The 22,660-nt window shown below is 72.5% G+C and carries 13 protein-coding genes; 6 read left to right on the forward strand and 7 right to left on the reverse strand.

Annotated features, from left to right (window positions below; all coding sequences use genetic code 11):
* Window positions 1–48: 48 nt before the first annotated feature.
* The gene (locus ABEB03_RS11035; protein WP_345645462.1) at window positions 49–1,122 is read right to left on the reverse strand and encodes an NAD(+)/NADH kinase; all 1,074 of its coding nucleotides are present in this window, start codon (window positions 1,120–1,122) and stop codon (window positions 49–51) included.
* Window positions 1,123–1,480: 358 nt separating this feature from the next.
* Here ABEB03_RS11035 and ABEB03_RS11040 point away from each other — a divergent pair, with 358 nt between their 5' ends.
* Window positions 1,481–3,550, forward strand: a complete 2,070-nt coding sequence (locus ABEB03_RS11040) for a SpoIIE family protein phosphatase (RefSeq protein ID WP_345645467.1) — start codon at window positions 1,481–1,483, stop codon at window positions 3,548–3,550.
* Window positions 3,551–3,597: 47 nt separating this feature from the next.
* Here ABEB03_RS11040 and lexA read toward each other — a convergent pair whose 3' ends face one another.
* The gene (gene lexA, locus ABEB03_RS11045) at window positions 3,598–4,269 is read right to left on the reverse strand and encodes a transcriptional repressor LexA (RefSeq protein WP_345645472.1); all 672 of its coding nucleotides are present in this window, start codon (window positions 4,267–4,269) and stop codon (window positions 3,598–3,600) included.
* A 160-nt stretch (window positions 4,270–4,429) separates the two neighbouring features.
* Entirely contained in the window at window positions 4,430–5,488 is a 1,059-nt protein-coding gene (locus ABEB03_RS11050; RefSeq protein ID WP_345645476.1) for a Glu/Leu/Phe/Val dehydrogenase dimerization domain-containing protein, read from the reverse strand.
* Window positions 5,489–5,567: 79 nt separating this feature from the next.
* Between ABEB03_RS11050 and ABEB03_RS11055 the strand changes: the two genes are divergently transcribed.
* Window positions 5,568–6,044: an Lrp/AsnC family transcriptional regulator gene (locus tag ABEB03_RS11055; protein WP_345645479.1), complete on the forward strand. Its 477-nt coding sequence runs from the start codon at window positions 5,568–5,570 to the stop codon at window positions 6,042–6,044.
* Between the two features lie 73 nt (window positions 6,045–6,117).
* Here the strand turns inward: ABEB03_RS11055 and ABEB03_RS11060 are convergent, their stop codons facing one another.
* Window positions 6,118–7,953, reverse strand: coding sequence for a glycoside hydrolase family 15 protein (locus tag ABEB03_RS11060; protein ID WP_345645482.1), 1,836 nt, complete (start codon window positions 7,951–7,953; stop codon window positions 6,118–6,120).
* A 377-nt stretch (window positions 7,954–8,330) separates the two neighbouring features.
* Between ABEB03_RS11060 and ABEB03_RS11065 the strand changes: the two genes are divergently transcribed.
* Together ABEB03_RS11065 and ABEB03_RS11070 are read left to right on the forward strand one after the other, a co-directional pair.
* A complete protein-coding gene (locus tag ABEB03_RS11065; RefSeq protein ID WP_345645485.1) occupies window positions 8,331–11,126 on the forward strand; it encodes an MMPL family transporter in 2,796 nt (931 codons plus the stop codon).
* Complete coding sequence (locus ABEB03_RS11070) at window positions 11,123–16,681, forward strand: aminotransferase class I/II-fold pyridoxal phosphate-dependent enzyme (protein WP_345645488.1); 5,559 nt, start codon at window positions 11,123–11,125, stop codon at window positions 16,679–16,681. Before ABEB03_RS11065 ends, ABEB03_RS11070 begins: the two co-directional genes overlap by 4 nt.
* 86 nt (window positions 16,682–16,767) lie before the next feature.
* Here the strand turns inward: ABEB03_RS11070 and ABEB03_RS11075 are convergent, their stop codons facing one another.
* Window positions 16,768–17,070: a cupin domain-containing protein gene (locus tag ABEB03_RS11075; RefSeq protein WP_345645491.1), complete on the reverse strand. Its 303-nt coding sequence runs from the start codon at window positions 17,068–17,070 to the stop codon at window positions 16,768–16,770.
* A gap of 277 nt (window positions 17,071–17,347) precedes the next feature.
* Here ABEB03_RS11075 and ABEB03_RS11080 point away from each other — a divergent pair, with 277 nt between their 5' ends.
* Window positions 17,348–18,220 carry a YhjD/YihY/BrkB family envelope integrity protein gene (locus ABEB03_RS11080; protein WP_345645494.1) on the forward strand — a complete coding sequence of 291 codons (873 nt, stop codon included), beginning with the start codon at window positions 17,348–17,350 and terminating at the stop codon, window positions 18,218–18,220.
* 34 nt (window positions 18,221–18,254) lie between these two features.
* Here ABEB03_RS11080 and ABEB03_RS11085 read toward each other — a convergent pair whose 3' ends face one another.
* Together ABEB03_RS11085 and ABEB03_RS11090 are read right to left on the reverse strand one after the other, a co-directional pair.
* Complete coding sequence (locus ABEB03_RS11085) at window positions 18,255–19,229, reverse strand: MsnO8 family LLM class oxidoreductase (protein WP_345645497.1); 975 nt, start codon at window positions 19,227–19,229, stop codon at window positions 18,255–18,257.
* Between the two features lie 153 nt (window positions 19,230–19,382).
* Window positions 19,383–19,694 (reverse strand): response regulator transcription factor, encoded by a 312-nt coding sequence (locus tag ABEB03_RS11090; RefSeq protein WP_345645500.1) that lies wholly within the window; start codon window positions 19,692–19,694, stop codon window positions 19,383–19,385.
* 450 nt (window positions 19,695–20,144) lie between these two features.
* Between ABEB03_RS11090 and ABEB03_RS11095 the strand changes: the two genes are divergently transcribed.
* On the forward strand, window positions 20,145–22,655 hold the full coding sequence (locus ABEB03_RS11095) for a SpoIIE family protein phosphatase (protein WP_345645505.1): 2,511 nt from the start codon (window positions 20,145–20,147) through the stop codon (window positions 22,653–22,655).
* The last annotated feature ends 5 nt before the right edge of the window (window positions 22,656–22,660 follow it).

The raw sequence follows: 22,660 nt of genomic DNA on the forward strand, positions 1-22,660 counted from the left end.
CACGGATCCGGGGGCCGCGTTCCTCGGGCCGGCCGAGTCATGCCTGCTTCAGTGGGCGCCGGCCCCGCTGCCCGGTGTCGCCGGAAGCGCCAGATGGGCCAGATCCTGCGGCGGCGGAGTCGTGGCGGGCCAGAGAGGGACCGCGCATCCGTCGGCCACCGCCGCCGGCGCGTCGGTGAGCCTCATGCGTTCGCGCAGCCGGCCGTAGAAGTCCATGGGCCCGAGACGGACCGCCCGCAGGGGGCGGGGGGCCGCGTACACGCCGATCCAGTCGCCCGGGTCGAGCACTCCGCGCAGTTGGCCGTCGACGCTGACGGCGGCCTGACCCGACCGTTCGAGCACCCGCAGGCCGATGGGTTCGTCCGGTGCGGCGACCACCGACCTGTTGAAGGCCATGTGCGGGGCGACCGGTGTGAAGACGAGACCTTCCGCCCGGGGCGACACGACGGGACCCCCGGCGGCGAAGCTGTACGCGGTCGATCCCGTCGGGGTGGCGACGAGCAGGGCGTCGGCGGAGTAGGCCGCCAGAAGCCGCCCGGCCAGATACACCCCCACGGACACCTGCCGGTCCCTGGACAGCTTCTCCAGGACCACGTCGTTGAGCGCGGTGACGTGCAGCGCGATACCCCACTCGCCGCCGGACGTGCAGTCGGCGCGCACCCGTGGCGGCGGCAGCAGCGGACCGCGGCCGTAGCGGACCAGTGCCTCCATGTCCTCGGGCACTTTCAGGGGACACGAGGACCGCATGGTGAGCATCATGCGGTGCTCGACGGTGATGCGGCCCTCGCGCACGGCGTCCAGGGCCGAGTGCATCATCGTCACGGGCACCTCCGTCAGGAAGCCGACCCGGCCGAAGTCGACGCCGAGGACCAGGGCGTCGTGCTCGGCGGCCAGCCGGGCGCCTCGCAGGAACGTCCCGTCGCCGCCGAGGGTCACGATGAGGTCGGGATCGCCGGCTGATTCGACCTCGTCGCTCGCGCTGTGCCGTTCGCCTTCGTTCCACACGTCGATGTCCGTGCACTGCACCGCCCGCGCGGCACACCAGGTCCGGACCGAGTCCGCCGCCCGTACGGCTTCCTCGCGCCCTCCGTGCACGACCAGGCCGATACGGCTCACCGTCACGTCTGCCTCCAGTCCACTGTCTGTAGCCTGCGGTCCGCTGTCCGCGATGCGACGGCGCTCTCGACGAATGGCCCGGCGCAGAAGCCATACTCCGCGAACCGGCCCGGACGGGACCGGACGCCACGCCGCCGGGTGCGCGGGACGGGCGGCGCCACCGGAGCCCGAGGGTCGCCACGGCATTCGGGGGTACCCGGTCGTCAGGGAACCGACCTGCCCGGGTCCTGCGGCCCGGCTTGCGCCGGGTTGGGCAGGCCGGGGCAGGGGCGGTCATGATGGGAGTGCGGGTCCTCGGACCCCAGGCGTGGAGCGGTACCCGCTCGGGAGGCATGTCCTCCTGGCCGGCGGAGGAGGATCTGCGATGACAGCCGAATCCCGCCAACCGACACTCGGCGACGGAGCCGGCCCCGTGCCGCCCCGGCCGACCGGTTTGCTGGACGTGCTCAGCGTGGCCGCTGTGGTGCTCGACGCGAGCGGGCGCATCGTGTTCTGGACCCCGCAGGCAGAGGAGCTCTTCGGCTACACCGCGCAGGAGGCCCTGGGCGAGTACGCGGCCCGGTTGATGATCGGCCCGGAGCATCTGGAGGCCGTACTCGGCCTGTTCGCGGAGGTGCTGGAGACCGGCCGGAGCTGGGCCGGGGCCTTCCCCATCCTGCACAAGGACGGCAGCACTCGCGTGATGGAGTTCCGCAACATGCGACTGCTGGACGACCTGGGAGACGTGTACGCGCTGGGCATCGCGGCCGACCACACCCTGCTCCAGCGCGTCGAGACCGACCTGGCGCTGTGCGAGCGGCTGATCAACCAGTCCCCCATCGGCCTGGCCCTCATGGACCCCGATCTGCGTTACCTCCTCGTCAATCCCGCGCTGGAGCGCATCGACGGCATACCCGCGGAGGACCACATCGGCCGTCACCTGAGGGAGACCCTCCCCTTCCCCGATGTCGACACGATCGAGTCGGCCCTGCAGCAGGTGCTGACCACCGGCACGCCGCTGCTCGACCAGTACCACGTGGCGCGTCCGCCGTCCGATCCCGAGCACGACCGGGCCTGGTCCCTCTCCTTCTACCGGCTGGAGGACCCCGGAGGCCGGATCCTGGGCGCGGCCGCCTCGGTCGTCGACGTCACCGAACGGCACCGTGCGGCCACCGAGGCCGACCGGGCCCGGAGGCGCCTGGCCCTCATCGCCGCCGCGTCCACCCGCGTCGGCACCACGCTGGACGTCGAGCAGACCGCCCACGAACTGGCCGAGGTCGTCACGCCCGAACTCGCCGACGTCGTCGCCGTGGACATCCTCGACTCCGCCCTCGCCTGCCGTCGTACCCGCGCTCCGGACAACGGCCCGGAGCTCTTCCGTGCCCTGGCTCTCAAGGCGGCGCACCCGACGGCGGCCCTGCGCGCCGCCGATCCGCCCGGCGACCTCGCGGCCTACGACGGCGACCGTCTCGTCACCCTGTGCGTGCACACGGGCCGCCCCGTCCTGGTGCGCCACGTCGGCGACCACGACCTGCGGCGCATCGCCCGCGACGCGGAGGCCACCGCGATCCTGGCGCGTGCCGGCGTCCACTCGTATCTCGCGGTGCCGTTGATCGCCCATGGCGAAGTACTCGGTGCCCTCGATCTCAAGCGGACGCGCAACCCGGTGCCCTTCGACCAGGACGACGTCGTCCTGGCCGGTGAGCTCGCGAGCCGCGCCGCCGTGGCCATCGACAACGCGCGCTGGTTCCAGAGCGTGCGCAACACGGCTCTCACGCTCCAGCGCAGCCTGCTGCCCGACCACCCGCCGAACCGGACCGGTCTGGAACTCGCCTCCCGCTACCACCCGGCCCAGGCCACGAGCGAGGTCGGCGGAGACTGGTACGACGTCATCCCGCTGACCGACGACAAGACCGCGCTCGTCGTCGGCGACGTCATGGGCAACGGGATCGACGCCGCCGCCACCATGGGCCGGCTGCGCACCGCCACCTGCGCGTACGCGGACCTCGACCTGGTACCCGAGACGGTGCTCCAGCACATGGACAAGATCACCTGCGATCTGGAGCACTACATCGTCACGTGCCTGTACGCGGTCTACGACCCTCGCAGCGGGCAGTGCCACATCTCCAACGCCGGACACATGCCGCCGGCGATAGCCCGCCCCGGCCGCCCGCCCGAGCTGCTCGACCTGCCCGCCGGGGCCCCGCTGGGCGTCGGCGGCATCCCCTTCGAGACGACCACGACCGAACTCGCACCCGGAGATCTGCTCGTCCTGTACACCGACGGCCTCGTGGAGACCCGGCACCACTCCATCGACGACCGGCTCAACACCATGCTGAGCTTCCTCGACGACCCCGGCCGGCCTCTGGAGGAGACCTGCGACCGTCTGCTGTACGGCCTGCGCCACCCCGAGGACCACGACGACGTCGCCCTCCTCGTCGCGCGGGCCGTCTAGGCGGTCCACCGCGACGGCGTCCGGCTCCGGATCCAGGGCCGGACGTCTCAGAGCAGGCGCAGGACTCCGACGACCTTGCCCAGGATCTGCACCCCGTCGCCGGGGATCGGGTCGTAGGCGGGGTTGCGCGGCATCAGCCAGACCTCGCCGTCCTGGCGTCGCAGTTGCTTGACCGTGGCCTCGTCCTCCAGGAGCGCGGCGACGATGTCACCGTGGTCGGCGCTGTCCTGCCGCCGCACGGTCACGATGTCGCCGTCGCAGATCGCCGCCTCGATCATGCTGTCGCCGGACACCGTGAGGGCGAACAGGTCGCCGTCACCGACGATCTGGCGGGGCAGCGAGTAGACGTCCTCCACGGATTCCTCGGCGAGCAGGGGCGCACCGGCGGCGATCCGTCCGACGAGCGGCACCTGCACGGGCGGTTCGCCCCGTTCGCCGAGGTCGGGCGACCAGGGGGAACGCACCCGGTAGGCGCGGGGACGGTGCGGGTCGCGGTACAGGAGGCCCTTGCGCTCCAGCGTCATCAGCTGGTGGGCGACGGAGGAGGTGCTGGCGAGCCGTACGGCCTTGCCGATCTCCCGCATCGACGGCGGGTAACCCTGCTGCTGGACCGTCGTCGTGATGAAGTCGACGATGGCCTGCTGGCGGGCGGTCAGTTCACCCTTGACAGCCCGAATGCCCGGGGGGCGGCCCCGCCGGGCGGGCTCGCTGTTGTCCATTCCGGGCACCTCCGTACAAGATCTCTCGCACGAGACCTTAACCTGCGACACCCCGCGTCTGGAACGCCTCCTGTCGAACATGTGGACCAGGCGCACCGCGTTCCGCCGCCGTCGGGCACCGGGGAGCCTCGCAGGGAGGCGGGACCGGTGCGCACCAGCGTCAACCGGCCGGTGCTCCCGACACCGCGGAAGCGAGTCGGCGCCCCGCGAACTCCCCCGCCGCCCGCAGCGGAGTGCAGCCCCTTTCGTGAGCAAGGTCGAGGACGCGGCTCACGGTGTCCCCGATGGCGTCCACCCGCTTCATCGCCGCATCGTGGCTGTGGTGGTCCGACTCCCGGCTGAGCGTGTAGACGATGCCGCCCGCGCCGGCGACGTAGTCGGGAATCCAGACGATCCCCCGGGAGGCGAGGACGTCCGCGACGGATGCCTCGGTGAGCTGGTTGTTCGCAGGACCGACGACCAGCCGGGCGCCGAGCCCCGGGACGGTCTCCTCGCTCAGCACCCCGCCCGTCGCTGCGGGCACCAGGATGTCGGCCGGTGCGCGGAGCGCCTGTTCGGGCTCGACCCATCCGAAGCCGGCCGCCAGCGCCGCGTCCTTCCGGGACCGCTCCACGTCCGACGCGACGACGTGCGCCCCCTCGGCCGCCAGACCCGCAGCGACGGCACTGCCGACCGCCCCGAAGCCGCTGACGACGACCGTCCGGCCCGCGCAGGACGCGTCGCCGAAGACGTGCCGCGCACCGGCGTGCAGGGCGGCCAGGACGCCCGCCGCGGTGGGGCCACTGGAGTCGCCGGTGCCTCCCTGCTCCTCGGGCGCGCAGTAGGCGTACGGCGAGAAGCGGCGCAGGACCACCATGTCGTCGGGGCCGGTGCCGATGTCGGGACCCGTCCGGTAGGAGCCCTCGAAGGACGCGACCAGTTCGCCCAGGTCCGACAGCGCGGCCTCGCGCAGATCCGGCGTCAGTTCGGTGTGCCGGTCGAGTGCGATGACGCTCTTGCCGCCGCCGAAGTCGAGGCCGGCCACGGCCGCCTTGTAGGTCATGGCCTCGGACAGGCGCAGCGCGTCGGTCAGTCCGTCGCGCCAGCCGTCGTAGCGGCGCAGCCGGCAGCCGCCGACGGCCGGGCCCAGCGCCCGGGAGTGCACGGCCACGATCAGTGGCAGACGGGAACGACGGCCCTGTCGGACCACGATCTCCTCATGCGCAAATGATTCGCTCATGGCTTCGAAGCTAGGGTGATATGCAGGACCGAAACCGTTCTGCCGAACGAAATTCGGCACGCGAGGCCTGGGGGCGATCGTGGACGAACTTGATACAGAGATCCTGCGGCATCTGCAGTCGGACGCACGCCAGTCCAACCGGGCGCTCGCCGAGAAACTCGGCATCGCCCCCTCGACGTGCCTCGAACGCACCCGGCTCCTGCGGCAGCGCGGCATCATCCAGGGCTACCGCGCCCAGGTGTCCCTGCCGGCGCTCAACCGCGCCGTACAGGCCATGGTGTTCACACAGGTCCGGCCGCTGCGCCGGGACGTGGTCGCCGCTTTCGAGCGCTCGGTGACCCAATTGCCTGAGGTGCTCTCGGTCTACACGATGGCCGGCAGCGACGACTTCCTCGTCCATGTCACGGCGCAGGACATCGACCACCTGCACGCCTTCCTGCTGGACCAGTTCACCGACCGGCGCGAGATCGTCGGCTTCCGGACGTCGATCATCTTCCAGCACCTCACCAACCCGGTGATCGGCCCCCTGCCGGCCGCCGACGAAGGCCGGGGATGACACACGTGGGCCGATCCCCGCGGGACCGTGCCGTGTTCCGGCCGCGCGCGGGGTGTGTGCGGAGCACAGGGGGTCAGCCGAGTCTGCGGTCGAGGTTGAACGCGGCGCTGATGAGGGCGAGATGGGTGAAGGCCTGGGGGAAGTTCCCGTGCTGTTCGCCGGTGTGGCCGATCTCCTCGGCGTAGAGGCCGAGGTGATTGGCGTAGGTGAGCATCTTCTCGAAGGCGAGACGGGCCTCGTCGAGCCGGCCCGCGCGGGTGAGCGCCTCGACGTACCAGAACGAGCAGATGGAGAAGGTCCCTTCCTCGCCCTGGAGACCGTCGGGGCTCGCCTGCGGGTCGTAGCGGTACACGAGGGAGTCCGAGACGAGGTCCTCGCCCAGGGCGTCGAGCGTCGTCAGCCACTTCGGGTCGGTCGGGGCGATGAACTTCGCCAGAGGCATCATCAGGAGGGACGCGTCGAGGATGTTGCTGTCCTCGTACTGGGTGAAGGCGCGCCGTTCCTCGGACCAGCCGCTGCGCATGATGCGGCGGTAGATGTCGTCGCGCGCCTTCGCCCAGCGGACGATGTCGGCGGGCAGGCCGCGGTGCCGGGCGAGGCGTATGGCGCGTTCGATCGCCACCCAGCACATGAGCCGTGAGTACAGGAACGGCTTCCGCCCGCCGCGGGTCTCCCACACGCCTTCGTCGGGCTGGTCCCAGTTCTCGCAGACCCAGTCCACCAGTTCGCCGATGCTGTCCCAGTGTGCGCTGGAGATCGGCTTGCCCCACTTGTCGTAGAGGTAGAGGGAGTCGATCAGCGCGCCGTAGATGTCGAGTTGGAGCTGTCCGACGGCTTCGTTGCCGATGCGTACGGGTGCAGAGTTCCGGTAGCCCTCCAGGTGGGTCAGCTCCTCTTCGGGCAGTTCACGGCGGCCGTCGATGCCGTACATGATCTGCAGCGGGCCGGTGGGGCCGGGCTCCTGCGCCGTGGTGAGACCCGCGTGGTCCGTCAGGAAGCTCATGAAGGCCTCGGCCTCGTCGGTGAATCCGAGGCGGAGCAACGCGTACACGCAGAACGCGGCGTCGCGGATCCAGACGTACCGGTAGTCCCAGTTGCGCTCCCCGCCGATCTGTTCGGGCAGGCTGGTGGTGGGGGCGGCGATGATCGCGCCGGTGGGTGCGTAGGTCAGCAGCTTCAGCGTGAGGGCGGAGCGGTGGACCATCTCCCGCCAGCGGCCGCGGTACCGGGAACGGGACAGCCATTGCCGCCAGTAGCGCACGGTCGCGTCGAACGACCTCTCCGCCTCGGCCACGGCGCAGAAGCGCGGGGCGACGTCGCCGCCGACCCGGTCGAGGGTGAAGACGGCGGCCTCGCCCTCGTGCAGTTTGAACAGCGACCACACGTCCTGGCCGTCGATCTCGGTGGGGACCGTGGAGGTCAGGGCGAGCTTGAGCGTGGAGCACTCGAAGAGGGCCTGGCCCGGCTGCTTGCGCACGGTGTGCGGCAGCGTGCCGTAGGCGAAGCGAGGGGCGATGCGGGCACGGAAGGGAAGGGTGCCGCGCACGCAGATCACGCGGCGGATGAGACGGTGCCGATCGGCCTCGCGCGAGTCGTCGACGACGGGCATGAAGTCCTGGATCTCACCGACTCCGTCCTCCGCGAAGAACCGCGTGATCAGCACGTTGGTGTCGGGGAAGTAGAACTGCTTCGTTCGGGCGGGCACATCGGCGGCGAGTTCGAAGCAGCCGCCCCGGTCGGCGTCGAGGATCGAGGCGAAGACGCTGGGCGCGTCGAAGCGTGGACAGCAGTACCAGTCGATCGTGCCGTTGGTGCCGACGAGGGCGGCACTGCGCAGATCGCCGATCAGACCGTGATCGGCGATCGGCAGGTAGCGGGGGGAATCGGTGCCGGCGGACGGGCCGGGCATCCCGTGGGGCCGTCCCCGTGTCCCGGCGCTGGTCGTTGCGTCAGCCGTGTCAGCCGTGTCTGCCACGTCGGCCTCCCTGGGCGTTGCCCGAGCCGCTCCCCCGCACATACAGGCTAGCGAGTCGCCGCCGTCCGCACGTGTCGAGCGGGGGCGCTCCTCGAACCGCCGGGCAGCCGCGAGGCCGTCGCGGCGCGGCAGCACGCCGGTCGCCGGATACCTCTGACATCCACCCGGTTCGGGGGGCGATTACCTCCTCCGCCGAGTCGCGTCAAGTGACGAACAGCCGGGACTACGGCGTGCCGCACCCGGCCGGGCACGGTGGCAGGACGCGCCTGCCGCAACCCCGGAGCGGGCGCGGAACGCACCTGGAGGCTCGGATGCTGTGCTGGATCGGCGAGGCGGCGACCCGTCGTCCTCGGCTGGTGCTGTTCGCCGGGCTCGTCTTCCTCGTGCTGTGCGTGGTGTTCGGTGCCGGAGCCGGCGGCCGTCTGAAGACCCAGGGATACGACGATCCCCGTTCGGACTCCAGTTTCGCGGCCCGGGTGACGGCCGAACGCTTCGGCGGATCTCCGAACGTGGTCGTCGTCGCGCAGGTACCGCGGGGGTCCGTGGACGACCCCGCCGCCCGTCGGGCCGGTGAGGAGCTGACCCGGCGTCTGGCGGCGCAGCCGCATGTGAGCGGCGTCGTCTCGTACTGGACGACTCATGAGGACCGGCTGCGCGGCCAGGACGGCCGGGCCGGCCTGGTGCTCGCGCACGTGGACGGGGACGGCGAACAGCTCGGGGAGCGGGTACGGGGGCTGCGCGCCGTGCTGGCCGGGTCCGGGCCGGATTCCGGTGCCGCGGCGACCGGGTCCGGTGCCGGGGCCGGGTCCGGTGCGGCCCCAACCGGGTCCGCTTCCGGTGCCGCCACGGCCCGTGTGCTGGCCGGGTCCGGGACCGGTGCGGCCACGGCCCGTGCCGGTGGTTCCGGTCCCGGTACGTCCGTGGCCACGGGTACGTCCGTGGCCACGGGTGCGTCCGCCGACGGATCATCCGGCGCCCGGACGTCCCCGGGCGAGTCCTCCGCTCGCGGGGCGTCCGCCCGCACGGCTTCCTTCGGCGAGGCCCCCGGCCCGTCGGCGCCGGGCGGGACGGCCGCCCTGCACGTACGCGTGGGCGGACCGGCGCTCGTCGAGGCCGAGATCCAGGACCTTTCCGACTCCGACCTGAAACGGGCGGAGGCCGTCGTCGTACCCGGCACGCTGATCCTGCTGGTCCTGGTGTTCGGCAGCGTGATGGCCGCGCTGCTCCCCCTGCTGATCGGCGGACTGGCCGTCGCCGGAACGCTCCTGGTGCTGAACGTCCTGGGCGCCGTCACGGACGTCTCGGTGTTCGCGCTGAACCTGACGACGGCGCTCGGGCTGGGCCTGGGCATCGACTACGGCCTGCTGGTCGTCTCCCGCTTCCGTGAGGAGATCGCCGCCGGACTTGCACCGCGCGAAGCCGCCGTGGCCACCGTGCGCACCGCGGGCCACACGATCGTCTTCAGCGCCGCGACCGTCTGCGCCGCCCTGGCGACGCTGCTGGTGTTCCCGCCGTACTTCCTGCGGTCCTTCGCCTACGCGGGCATCGCCGTGGTGGCGATCGCGGCCCTGGGCGCGCTGACCGTCATGCCGGCTCTGCTGGCACTGCTGGGCCGGCGGGTGAACGCGTGGCCCGTGCCGTGGCGCCGACGGGCGCGGGCGGGCGGCGCGTCGCGCGGCTGGGAGTCGCTGGCACGGCGTGTCGTACGCCGCCCGGTACTCGCCGCACTGCCGGTGATCGGCCTGCTGGCGGTCCTCGCCTGGCCGTTCGCACACGCTTCGTTCGCCACCCCCGACGACCGGACGCTGCCGGTGAGCGCGGCCAGCCGCCAGGCCGGGGACGCGCTGCGCGACGACTTCGGCGGGGAGGGCGCCACGCCTCTGACGGTGTTCACCACGAGTACGACACCACAGGTCGCCCGGGACTACGGCCCCCGACTGTCCTCGCTGCCCGACGTGGCCGAGGTCGTCGGGCCTTCGGGCGTCTACCGCGACGGCCGGCAGGTCGGCGGGACCGACCCGCGGGCGGCCGGCACCGGGACCGAGGCCGATGGGCCCGCGTTCCTGGTCGTCGTGCCCTCGGTCGACCCCCGGTCGGGCGCTTCTCAGCATCTGGTGCGTGCCATTCGCGCCATGCCCGTACCCGCGGGCACCGAGGTACACGTCGGTGGGCCGAGCGCGGTCCTCGTGGACGCCAAGGACACCGTCGCGCACCGGCTCCCGGCCGCGCTGGCGATCATCACCGCCACCACGTTCGTGCTCCTGCTGGGCTTCACCCGCAGCGTGCTCCTGCCGTTCAAGGCCATCGTGCTCAACGCGCTGGGCCTCGCGGCCGTCCTCGGCGCGATGGTGTGGGTCTTCCAGAACGGCCACCTGCAGAACCTGCTCGGCTTCACCCCCGGCCCGCTCACGACCACCATGCCGGTCCTGCTGCTGTGCATCGTCTTCGGGCTGTCGGTCGACTACGAGGTCTTCGTCCTCGCCCGCATCAAGGAGGCCCACGACGCGGGGCAGGGCACCGCCGACGCGATCGTCACGGGCATCGCCCGCACCGGCCCCATCGTCACCACCGCGGGCGCTCTGCTCGCGTTCACCCTGCTCGGCTTCGGCACCTCCCGGGTCGGGCTGCTCCAGTTCTTCGGAATCGGCGCCGGCCTCGGCGTCCTCCTCGACGCCACCCTCGTACGCGGTGTCCTCGTGCCCGCGCTCATGCGGCTGGCGGGCCGATGGAACTGGTGGGCGCCGCGTCCCCTGCGGGGCGAACCGCCTGCCGCACGGACCGCGGCGCCCGGCCCGGAGCATCCGCCGGAGCGGACGTGCACACCGCCGCCGGACCCGGCGTGCCCACCGCCTCCGGGATCGGGACGCGGATCGACTCCGCCTCCGCCGCCGATGTCGGTACGCCGGTGGCCGCCTTCCCCGCCACCGCTCCCGGCGCCGGGGCATCGGCCACCACCGCCTCCGCCACCACCGGTGCCGGAGCATCGGTCGCCGCCGGCGTCCGGGTCCGCGCCGCCCGCCGCGCTCCCCCCGACCTCCCCACCCCGTGGCCCGCTCCCGGGTCCATCGACGACCCCGCCCTCCCACACGAAGGAAGACCTGTCATGACCGCCATCGCCTCCCCCGCCGACATCGCCGTCATCGGCCTCGGCTGCCGTTTCCCCGGCGCCCGTGACCTGCGGGAGTACTGGAAGCTCCTGCTCGCCGCCGAGCGGCAGTTCGCCGCCGTGCCCACGGAGCGCTGGAACCACGCGCCCTTTCACACACCGGGCCGGCGCGCCGCGTCCGCCGCCTACACCGACCAGGTCGCCTTCCTCGACGATGTCGACCGCTTCGCCGCCCTGCACTACGGTCTGCCGCCCGCTCGCGTCGAGGCCATGGACCCGCAGCACCGGCTCATGCTCGACGTGACCCGCGAAGCCCTCGACGACGCGGGCTGGGGCCGCGGCGGGTTCGACCAGGACAACACCGGGGTCTTCGTCGGGATGTCGGTGTCGGACTACAAGGACATCCTGTCGGCCCGGATCAGGGCCCTCACCCTGGCCGAGGGACCACCCGGCCTGCCTCCCGACTGCCCCGGTCACGGCGCCCGTGCCGGCGCGGCTCTCCCAAGTGACGGCGCATCCGCCGGTGATGCGTGCCCCGCGGAGGCCCAAATGGCCCGCGCACGTGCATCCAATGCCCGTACGGCCGACGCCGTACGACGGTGGGCCCGGCAACTGTGCGACGTCCGCGCCTTCACCCTGCCCGGCAGTCTGCTCAACATGGCGCCCGCCACCATCAGCCGGCAGTTCGGCCTCGGCGGTCCCAGCTTCGCCGTGGACGCCGCCTGCTCCGGCTCCCTGATCGCGCTGGAGACGGCCGTCTCCCATCTGCGCCGGAACACCTGCCGCATCGCGGTCGTCGGCGGTGTCTACATCAGCCTCACCCCCGACGGCCTGATCGGCTTCTCCCAGCTCGGCGCGCTGTCCGCCACCGGAGTGTGCCGCCCGTTCGACCGGCGCGCCGACGGTTTCGTCCTCGGTGAGGGCGCGGCGAGCGCCGTCCTGCGGCCGCTCGCGGACGCGCTCGCCGCTGGCGACCGGATCTACGCCGTGATCAAGGGCATCGGCTCCGCCAACGACGGTGCCTGCCCAGGACCGCTGGCTCCCACGTCCGAAGGCCAGCTGCGTGCCATGCGCCGTGCCTACCACGACGCCGGCGTGGCCCCGTCGTCGGTGGGCTACATCGAGGCGCACGGCACCGCCACCCGTGCCGGCGACCGCGCCGAGGTGGAAGCGCTGCGCCGACTGCGTACGGAGTTTCCCGACGACGATCCCGGCCTGTGCTACCTCGGCTCGGCGAAGGCCCTCATCGGGCACGCCCTGGCCGCCTCGGGGCTCGCGGGACTGGTGAAAGCGGCTCTGGCCGTCCACCGACGGACGATCCTGCCGCAGCCGGACGTCACCCCGCACCCGGATCTCGCCGTCGGCGCCGCCGGTCTGCGGTTCGCCGACACCGTGCGGCCCTGGCCGCAGGGAACAGGGCCGGTGCGGGCCGCCGTCAGCTCGTTCGGCTTCGGCGGCACCAATGTGCACGCGATCCTCGAAGAAGCGCCGGCACCCGCCCCGTCGCCCCCTCCGGTCGGACGGGCCCGTGCACGCCAGGGAGTTTCGGCAGGGTCCGACGTGCCGCGCCGCCTGCCGCGGCCGGAGCTCGCTCCGCACCTCGTCCTCGTCTCGGCCGGCAGTCCCCGTCTACTGGACGCCCACATCGGCGAGCTGCTCGACGTCCTGGACCGGGCGCCCGAGACACCGCTCGCGGCCCTGGCCCACACCCTGGGCTGCCGCGAGCCCCTGACCTCCCGCCTCGCCGTCACGGCCACCAGCCTCGCCGAGTACGTCAGGCGGCTGCGGCTGGCCCGTCGGCGGCTCGCCGAGGGTGCGCGGGGTGATCTGGGCGACGGCGCGTTCGCCGCGGACGCCCCCCTGCCGCCCGACGGACGCCGTGTCGCGTTCGTCTTCCCCGGGCAGGGCAGCCAGCGGCCGGCCCTGATGCACGACCTCTACCAGCGATTCGCCCCGTTCCGGTCGGCATTCGACGAGCTCGGCCGCGTCGCGCGCGAGCACACCCACCTCGACCCGGCCGAGGTGCTGTACGGGTCCCGGGCGACGGCACGGCCGGACGACGCGGAGCTGCGCCGGCAGCTGGCCGCCACCGAGGTGTGCCAGCCGCTGCTCGGCACCGTCCAGATCGCCGCGACCCGTCTGCTGGCCGCCTGCGGCATCCGGCCCGACGTCGTACTGGGGCACAGCGCCGGGGAGTTCGCCGCCGCCGCGGCGGCGGACGTGCTCACCGGTGAGGACACCGTCCGGCTGCTCGCGAACCGCGGCGCCGTCCTCGCCCGGACCGAGTCCGGGCGGCGGGGGCAGGCCGGATCCGCGGGCGGGATGCTGGCCCTGCACGCCGACAAGGCGACCTTCCGGCGGCTGGCCGACGGTGTCGACGACGTGTGGCTCGCCTGCTTCAACCACCCCCGGCACGTCGTGGTGAGCGGAACCCTGGAGGGTCTCGCCACTCTGGAACGTGCCTGCGCGGCCGCGAAGGTCGCCACCCGGCGGCTGGAGGTGTCCGGCGCCTTCCACTCGCCGCGCGTGGCCGGCGCCGAGAAGGGCATCCGCAGCGACCTCGCCCGTCGCGACCTCGCCCGCCCCGCCGTGGCGTTCGTCTCCTGCGTGAACGGCGCCCTGTGCACCGAGCCCACCGAGCTGCGTGAGCTGTGGGCCCGGCACGCCTCCGCGCCGGTCCGGTTCGAGGACGCCGTACGCAGCGCCCACGCCCTCGGTGCCCGCGTCTTCGTCCAGGTGACCGGACACCGTTCCCTGCTCTCGTGCGTCCGCCGCACGCTCACCGGCCACGACGACGTCCACCTCGTGTCCGCCGACGGGCCGGCACCGGACAACGGCCACACCTTCCTCGACGCGCTCGCCCGCCTCGCGGTGCTGGGTGCCGGAACCGACCCCCGTCCCCTCGTCCCCCGGGACGAACGCCGGCTCCTGGACCTGCCGGTGGCCCGGCTCGACACCCGGTCCTACTGGATACGGGCGGCGCGGCGGCCGTCGGCGCACGCGGAGACGGGTTTCCCCGAGTACTCCGCGATCCCCGAGGGCTCCACCGCCCCCGTGAGCGACGCCGCACCCGAGGACTCCGCCGTCCCGGTGAGCACCGCGGGCGACGCCGGTGTGGTGGACGACGCGACAAGGCCGGACGAGGAGCAACAGGAAACCGACGTACGGAACTTGCTGACCGAGGCGCTGGCCCTGCTGCGGGAGCAGGCCGTCACGCTGACCCGCCTCGAGACGGCGCTGGATGCCCACACCGCCACCCGTCCCGCCCCGGTCGCAGGGCCGACCGTGCCCCGGGCCACCGAGCCGAGGGACGCTGCGGACGGTTCAACGGGCCCTGCCGTGACGGAGGTTGTGACGCTCCCGGCGGCGCGGTGCGAACTGCCCGACGCGGCCGCGACGGACGAAGGGCGCTCGCCGACTCCGGACATCACGGAAGCCATGGAGGACGTGGGAGACACGGAGGCCGGTCAGGACGCGGGAGCGACGGAGGCCGTCGAAGCCACGGCACCCGCGGGGATCGTCGAAGCCACGGCACCCGCGGAGACGGTCGAAGCCCCGACGGTCGCGGGGACCGTCGAAGCCGATGGAGCCGCGGGCGCCGTCGAGGACACGGCAGCCGCGGAGATCGTAGAGGGCGCCGGAGCCGCGGAGATCGCCGAGACCGTGTTCGCGCACGTGGCCCGGGTCAGCGCGTTCCCGGTCGGCCATCTGCGCGCGGATCAACGGCTGGTCGAGGATCTCGGGTTCGACTCGCTCATGCTGACCGACCTGTTCACGGCCCTCGCGCGGCAGTGGCCGCGGTTGTCGGCCGACGGGCAGCGCCACGACCTGCCGACCGTGGCGGCCCTCATCTCCATGATCTCGGCGAGTGCGGGCGGCACGGACGTGCGCACACCGGCCGCGACACCGCCCGCGGCCGGGCCCGGCGGAATCCCTGCGGTCGACGCACCGGACTCCGCCCGGCCCGCACGACCGCGCCCGGGCCAGGAGACACCGGGTGTGCTCAAGGCCCTGCCCGCCGCGAAGACCGAACCGGAAGTAGACGGAAGCGTCGACGACAGCCACGAGGAGACGGATGCCCGACCGGCGGTCGACGACAGCCATGACGGCACGGATGCCCGACCGCCGGTCGACGACAGCCATGACGGCACGGATGCCCGACCGCCCGTCGACGACAGCCACGGCGGTACGGACACCGAACCGAGGGCGCACATCAGCCGCCACGGCACGGGTACCGAACCGAGGACGGACGGCGGTCACGACGGCACCGGTCCGGAGCGGCCGCCCGCCCGCGCCGACGCGACGGAACCCGCCGCCGACGGACGGGGCGGGCGCCAGAGCAGGATCGACCGCTTCCCGGAGGTCGCCGCGCACAGCGCGCGCGTGGCCGCCTTCACTCGAGTCGGCCTGCCCAATCCGTACTTCCTCGTCCACGAGGGCGGCATGACGGACACGACCGTCGTCGAGGGCCGCGAACTGCTGTCGTTCTCCAGTTACAACTACCTGGGCCTGGCCACCCACCCGCACGTCCGCGAGGCGGCGGCACAGGCCATCGAACGTCACGGCACCTCGGTGTCCGCCAGCCGGCTGCTGTCCGGCAACCGCCGCCTCCACCTCGACCTGGAGACGGAACTGGCCTCCGCCCTCGGGTGCGAGGCAGCGCTCACGCTGGTCAGCGGACACGCCGCGAACGTCACCCTGATCGGGCACCTCGTCGGCGAAGGAGACCTCGTCGTCCACGACGCCCTCGCGCACGACAGCATCCTCCAGGGATGCCGGCTCTCCGGCGCCACGCGGCGGCCCTTCCCGCACAACGACGCGGCCGCGCTCGACGCTCTGCTCGCCGAGGTGCGCCCTCACCACCGCCGGGTCCTCGTCGTCGTCGAGGGCGTGTACAGCATGGACGGCGACATCGCCGACCTGCCCGCGCTGATCGAGGTCAAGCGCCGCCACGGCGCGCTGCTGATGATCGACGAGGCGCACAGCATCGGAGTGCTCGGCGAGCACGGCCGCGGCATAGGGGAGCACTACGGTGCCGCCGCGGACGCCGTCGACCTGTGGTCGGGCACCCTGTCCAAGGCACTTGCGAGCTGCGGCGGATACGTCGCCGCGAGTCGTACGGTCGTGGAGTACCTGCGCTACACCGTTCCCGGATTCGTCTTCAGCGCGGGGATGACACCCGCCAACACCGCCGCGGCCCTCGCCGCTCTGCGCGTCCTGCGCGCCGAGCCCGAGCGCGTCGCCCGCCTGGCGTCCAACGCGCGGCTCTTCCTCCGTCTCGCCCGCCAAGGGGGCGTCGACACCGGTGACAGCCGCGGCACGCCGGTCGTCCCGTGCATCGTCGGGGACTCGATGAGGACGCTGCGCGTCGCCGATCTGCTCTTCCGGCGAGGGATCAGTGTCAATCCGATCCTCCACCCGGCGGTGCCCGAGCAGGAGTCCCGGCTGCGCTTCTTCGTCACGTGCGACCACACCCCCGAGCAGATCTACCACGCGGTGAGCACGCTCGTCGCCGTGCTGCGCGAGGCCGACGCCACGGGCACCGCCGCCGCCTGAGCAGGGTCCGCAGGGCAGCCGACGGCCCTGGTCGAGACCACCCGGGCCTGCCTGCGAGCGTCGCGACCGCCCCGCGCAGCAGACCGTCAGGCGGCCGGGGCCGTGTGCTTGAGCTCGATCTCGACGAAGGCCAGGTGCGCCTCGCCGACGTTCACGACGTCGTGCTCGCCGCCGGCCGGGCGGGCGTACGACTGTCCCGTCCGCAGGTCGGACTCGGTCATCGACCCGTCGGGGGCGACCGCGCCGGTGCGCCCGTCGGTCACCGGGACGACCACGTAGTCGTGGGCGTGCACGTGCCGACCTGTGCGCTCTCCGGGCTGGAAGTCCCAGCGGGTGACCCGGACCTGGTCGTCCTCGTACTGCACGCTCGCCTGCGCTGTCGTCGTCATCGACGCTCTCTTCCACTCGCCTTGATCCATTGCCGCAGGCCAGTGGACCACACCGAGGTGCCCGCACGGCCCGCGCGGTCGTCCGACCGTGTGGCCCGTCGGAGCCTGGGCCGTGCGGAGCCTGTGGCCTGGCGTGTCACCATCCGAAATCGCCGGAAATGTTCGCTAGGCTCGCGCCGCCACACAGGTCTCGATCTTCACGGAGGGCAGGACGGCGAAGATCAATCGCGAGCGTCTCGTCAGAACACTGACGTTCTGGCTGCGCCCCGCCTTCGCGTTGCGCGTCGTCGGCCGGTTCCAGAAGATCGTCGGCTTCGACCGCTCGATGGCCCTGGCCTCCAGCGCTCTGACCACACTGATTCCGCTCGCGATCCTCAGCAGCGCCGTCCTGGGCAACGTCGTCAAGGAGGACTCCGCACAGCGGATCATCAAGCGGTACGGCCTCACCGGCGCCGGTGCCGACGCGGTCGACTCCCTCTTCTCCCCCGCCGAGAACACGGACGCGAGCGTGGGCATCTTCGGAGTGCTCTTCCTGACCGTGTCGGTGCTCAGCTTCGCGCGGGCGGCGCAGCGGCTCTTCGAGCAGACCTGGGAGCTGAAACCCCTCAGCGTGCGCAACACGCGCAACGGCCTGTGGTGGATCCTCACCCTCGGCGTCTACGCGATTCTCACCGGATGGCTCACCGCCGAGCTCTACGAAGGCGGACTGGGACTGGTGACCGCCGCGTGCCATGCGCCGCTGACCGCCGTCTTCCTCGTCTGGAGCGGCTGGAGTCTGTCGGCGAAGCGGATCGCCTGGCGCGACCTGATCCCGTTCGGCGTCACCGCGGCCATTCTGACCGCGGCCTACTCCGTGGCCGCGGCCGTCTATCTGCCGCACCTGTTCAACTCGTACGCCACGCGCTACGGCGTCGTCGGCGCCGTCTTCGCGATGATCTCGTCCCTCTTCTCGGTGATGCTCGTCGTCGTCGCCTCGTCCGCGCTGGGACGAGAGGTGCGGGACGAGCTCGTCCGCATCCGTGAGGGCCACCGCCCGTCCGACCACGAGGTCCGGCAGCAGTGGGACAGCGTGGTCGATCAGGCTCGGTCGCGTTGGCACTCGGCACGGGAACAGGTCGCGCATCACCGCTCCAAGAACACGGACCACTGACCGGCGCGGCAGACCGCCACCGGCACGTCACGCGTCACGCGGTGCTCAGAGCCCTGACGAGTTCGAAGGACCTCAGGCGGTCGGCCAGCGCGTAGACGGGTGTGACCAGCATGAGTTCGTCCGCGCCGGTCGTGTCCACGAGGTTCGCCAGGTGCTTGGCGACGGTCTCGGGCGTGCCGTGCGCCTGCTGGGCGCGGAAGCCCTCCAGCGCCGGCAGCTCGTCCGCGGCGAACGAGTGGGCCGCCGCCCCGTCGGGCGTGGGGAAGGGAAAGTCGCTGCGTCCCTTGAGGAGGCCGGCCTTGACGACGTCCATCGGGCCCGCGAGCCGGGCCGCCTCCTCGGCCGTCCCGGCGCAGACCGTTTCCACGCAGACCAGCACGCGGGGACGCTCGCACCAGCGGGAGGGCGCGAAGTGCTCGCGGTAGTGGCGGAGCGCGGCGAGGGTGTTGTCGGGTCGTATGTGGTGGGCGAAGGCGATCGGAAGTCCGAGCTCGGCAGCCAGCGCGGCACCAGCCGTGCTGGACGACAGCAGCCACGGCTCCGGGAGCGGGCCGAGGGCGACCTCGTCGACCAGATGGCGCAGACTCTCCGACACGTCGTTCCGGTACTCGTCGTCCGTCGCGGGCCCGGCCCCGCGCCGCAGCGCCCGCGCCGTCGGCTCGTCGAAGGTGCCCGGGCCGCGGCCGATGCCCACGTCGATCCGCCCGTCGTGCAGTGCGGCCAGTGTGCCGAACTGCTCGGCCAGCATGAGCGGGGCGTGGTTCGGGGCGAGCACACCGCCGGAGCCGAGACGGATGGACGAGGTCAGCGCGGCCGCGTGGGCGGCCAGGACGACGGGCGGAAAGGCTCCGATGGCCGGGGAGTGATGATGCTCGGCGTACCAGAGCCGCAGATATCCGAGGTCGTCGAGGCGCCTGGCGAACTCGGTGGTGTCCTTCAACGTGTCTGCGGCTCGGGCACCTGTCTGGACCATGGCCACTTCAAGTGCACTGAGCGGTACGGTGATCATCCGGCCAGTATAGGAAGCCTCGGCCGACTCAAAGTCCGCCGCCTGCACGGCAGTTGGCCCACCGTGGCGGGTCACCTGGCCGGTTCCCGCACGCGCCGGACGACAGCGCTGGATTCGTCCCGCCAGCCGGACCGGCACCCGAGTCGCGGTGCGTCACAGGCCGAGGGAGATGGCCAGTCGGGTCATCTCGGCGGTGGTGGTGATGTTGAGTTTGGCGCGGATCCGGCGCAGGTAGGCGTCGACCGTGTGCTTGGACAGTCCCATCTGGCGTGCCGCCTGCAGGTAGGTGCAGCCGGCGGCGATATGTCGCAGGGTCTCGCGTTCGCGCGGGGCCAGTGCGGGGGTGTCGGTCTCGGAGGTCGTGGCCGAGGCCTGGGCGCCGGGGGCCGAAGTCTCGGCGGACGGGACGGACGGGGTGGTCGGGGCGGTGGGGGTGGAGATCGGGGCGGTGAGGGCGGGGTTCATGGGGATGTCCTTCTCTGTCGACGGGTCGGCCGGGTCGTCACTGCCCACACCCTCGGAAGCAGTAGGCAAATGCCCGATTGAGGCGTTTTGCCCTGGTTCAAAAAGACTGACTCGGCGACGTCATCACCACGTCCGCCGACTGTCACGGGCGTGTCACAGGCCACATCCCCGACCCGTACGACCACTGGCACCCACCACGGCGACACGCGGACGAGCTGCACCCGCCGTCCGTCATGCCCCATCTGCCGCACCCCACCGGACATGGCCGGGAGGGCGCATCCGGGTGCCTGCCGCGAGGGCGCAGGGGACGGCGGCGAAGCGGCGACCGTGCGCATGGCCCAGGAGGGCAGCGCCGGGTTGGTGCTCCGCGCTCCCCAGGATCATGCTGGACAGGAGGGCCCTTGCCCCAGGCCCAGCCGTCCAGGTTCCCGAAGGGCGAGATGAGCGGCGATGGAGCGACTTCCCACCCCTCCCGGTGAGCAGACGCAGGCAAATGCCCTGCCCGACCCGGCCGTCACGACCACCACCGCCACGGCGACCGTCAGCGACCTGGGCATCGTGACCGGATGGAGCGAAGGCGCCGAGCGCCTGCTCGGCTACACGGCCTCGCAGATCGTCGGACAGCCCGCCGTACGTCTGCTCGCCGACGACGTCGACGGCACGGGCCACCCGGTCGACGCCGCCGACACCGCCGCGACGCTCCGCCGGGACACGTCGGGGCGGGAGCGGTGGAACGGCGCGGTGCCGCTGCGGCACCGCGACGGGCACCAGGTCACCCAGCGGCTGCTCGCGCACCACCGGACCGAGCGGGCAGCCGGCTGGCTCGTCGTCTCCGCCGTGCGGGACCGCCCCCACCCCCCGGCTCGCCCGGTCGGCAAGCCCGCGCAGGAGGGCGACGTCCTGAGGGAATGGACCTTCCGCCAGACGCCCTGCATCCTCGCCGTCTTCGACACGGATCTGCGGCTCGTGCGGGCCAACGTGGGCATGGAGCACGCCCTGCTCCTGAGCGAGGACGACATGCGCGGGCTGCGGCTGTCCGACCTCGCTCCGCACGCCGCGAGCGACGAGGCCGACGCGAAGATGCGCCTGGTCCTGGACAGCGGCGAACCGGAGCACATGGACGCCTTCCTGCACCACTCGGGTGTCAGCAGCGAGCACGGCTGGCCGGCCTCGCTCACCCCGCTCAAGGACCCCTCGGGCCGCGTGCGTGCCGTGTGCCTGGCCGCCCACGACATGCCGCACGAGGAACCCGCCCGGCAGCGCATGCAACTGCTGCACGACGCCGCCGGGCGCATCGGCACCACCCCCGACAGCCGGCGCACGGCCCAGGAACTCGCCGACGCCGTCGTCCCCCGCCTCGCCGACCGCGCCGTCGTAGACCTGTTCGAGACCCCCCAGCCCGCCGACACCTCCCACGCACCGCAGGCCAGGGACTTCACCCTGTCCCGTGCCGCCGTGAGCCCGGCACCGGACAGCGGCCCTCCGTCCCCCGGTGACTCCGGTCCGAAGGTCCGGCACCTGGCGGCGTCACCGGTGGCGCAATGTCTGGCCCAGGGCCACGGCGCCCTGTTCGACGCGGCGTCCCCGGCGCTCGCCGAGTGGGTCGCGCACGACCCCGAGGCCGCCCGGATCCACGAGGGCGGCATCCACTCCCTGATGATCGTGCCGCTGCGCGCGAACGGCTCCACCCTCGGCGTCGCCCTCTTCGTCCGTCACGAGCACCCCACCCCTTTCGAACAGGACGACCTGTGGCTCGCCGAGGAGCTCACCGCCCAGGCCGCCGTGAGCATCCACCACTCCCACCGTCCGGCGCGCGACCACACCACCACCATGACCCTGCAGCGGAGCCTGCTCCCGCAGACGCTGCCCGACCAGCACGCCCTCGACATCGCCACCCGCTACCTGCCCGCCGTCGCCAAGGCCGGCGTCGGCGGCGACTGGTTCGACGTCATCCCCCTGTCGGGCGCCCGTGTGGCCCTGGTCGTCGGCGACGTCGTCGGGCACGGCATCCGCGCCTCGGCCACCATGGGCCGCGTACGCACCGCGGTGCGCACCCTCGCCGACGTCGACCTGCCGCCCGACGAACTCCTGACCCACCTCGACGACCTCGTCATCCATCTGTCCGCCGAGGAGACCGGCACGGACGACGCGACGCCCGAGACCGCCGGAGGCATCGGCACCACCTGCCTCTACGCGGTCTACGACCCCATCTCCCGCCGGTGCACCCTCGCTCGTGCGGGCCATCCCCCGCCGGCCGTGGTCACCCCCGACCACGCCGTCCGCTTCCTCGACGTCCCCGCCGGCCCACCACTCGGCCTCGGCGGGCTGCCCTTCGAGGCCTTCGAGACCGAGCTGCCCGAGGGCAGCCTCCTCGTCCTCTACACCGACGGGCTCCTCGAAACCCGCGAGCACGACATCGACGAAGCCCTCGACACCATGTTCGCCGCCCTCGCCCGCCCCGCCCAGAGCCTCGACACGGTCTGCGACCGGGTGCTGACCTCGATGGTCTCGCACCGCCCCGACGACGACATCGCGCTGCTCATCGCCCGGACCCGCGCCCTGCGGACCGACCACGTCGCCGCCTGGGACCTCGACTTCGATCCGGCGGTCGTCGCGCAGGCCCGCCAGCACGCCACCGAGCAGCTCGCCGCCTGGGGACTGGACGACGCCGCCTTCATCACCGAACTCGTCGTCAGCGAACTGGTCACGAACGCCATCCGCTACGGCCGCCCGCCCGCCCAGCTCCGCCTGATCCACCAGAACAGCACCCTGATCTGCGAGGTCTTCGACTCGAGCAGCACCGCACCGCACATGCGTCGGGCCCGTACCTTCGACGAGGGCGGCCGGGGCCTGCTGCTGGTCGGACAGCTCGCTCAGCGCTGGGGCACCCGCCACACGCCCACCGGAAAGACGGTCTGGGCCGAGCAGTACCTCACCCCCGACGACGAGTCCGCGTTCTGAAGCCC

The organism is Streptomyces siamensis (genome assembly GCF_039543605.1).
In the GTDB taxonomy this organism is placed as follows: Bacteria; Actinomycetota; Actinomycetes; order Streptomycetales; family Streptomycetaceae; genus Streptomyces; species Streptomyces siamensis.

Bases quoted from the DNA above. Each gene is read 5' to 3' on its own strand.
- ABEB03_RS11040 (WP_345645467.1), top strand. From the start codon at position 1,481: ATGACAGCCGAATCCCGCCAACCGACACTCGGCGACGGAGCCGGCCCC.
- lexA (WP_345645472.1), bottom strand. From the start codon at position 4,269: ATGGACAACAGCGAGCCCGCCCGGCGGGGCCGCCCCCCGGGCATTCGG.
- ABEB03_RS11050 (WP_345645476.1), bottom strand. From the start codon at position 5,488: ATGAGCGAATCATTTGCGCATGAGGAGATCGTGGTCCGACAGGGCCGT.
- ABEB03_RS11060 (WP_345645482.1), bottom strand. From the start codon at position 7,953: ATGCCCGGCCCGTCCGCCGGCACCGATTCCCCCCGCTACCTGCCGATC.
- ABEB03_RS11065 (WP_345645485.1), top strand. From the start codon at position 8,331: ATGCTGTGCTGGATCGGCGAGGCGGCGACCCGTCGTCCTCGGCTGGTG.
- ABEB03_RS11070 (WP_345645488.1), top strand. From the start codon at position 11,123: ATGACCGCCATCGCCTCCCCCGCCGACATCGCCGTCATCGGCCTCGGC.
- ABEB03_RS11075 (WP_345645491.1), bottom strand. From the start codon at position 17,070: ATGACGACGACAGCGCAGGCGAGCGTGCAGTACGAGGACGACCAGGTC.
- ABEB03_RS11085 (WP_345645497.1), bottom strand. From the start codon at position 19,229: ATGATCACCGTACCGCTCAGTGCACTTGAAGTGGCCATGGTCCAGACA.
- ABEB03_RS11090 (WP_345645500.1), bottom strand. From the start codon at position 19,694: ATGAACCCCGCCCTCACCGCCCCGATCTCCACCCCCACCGCCCCGACC.
- ABEB03_RS11095 (WP_345645505.1), top strand. From the start codon at position 20,145: ATGGAGCGACTTCCCACCCCTCCCGGTGAGCAGACGCAGGCAAATGCC.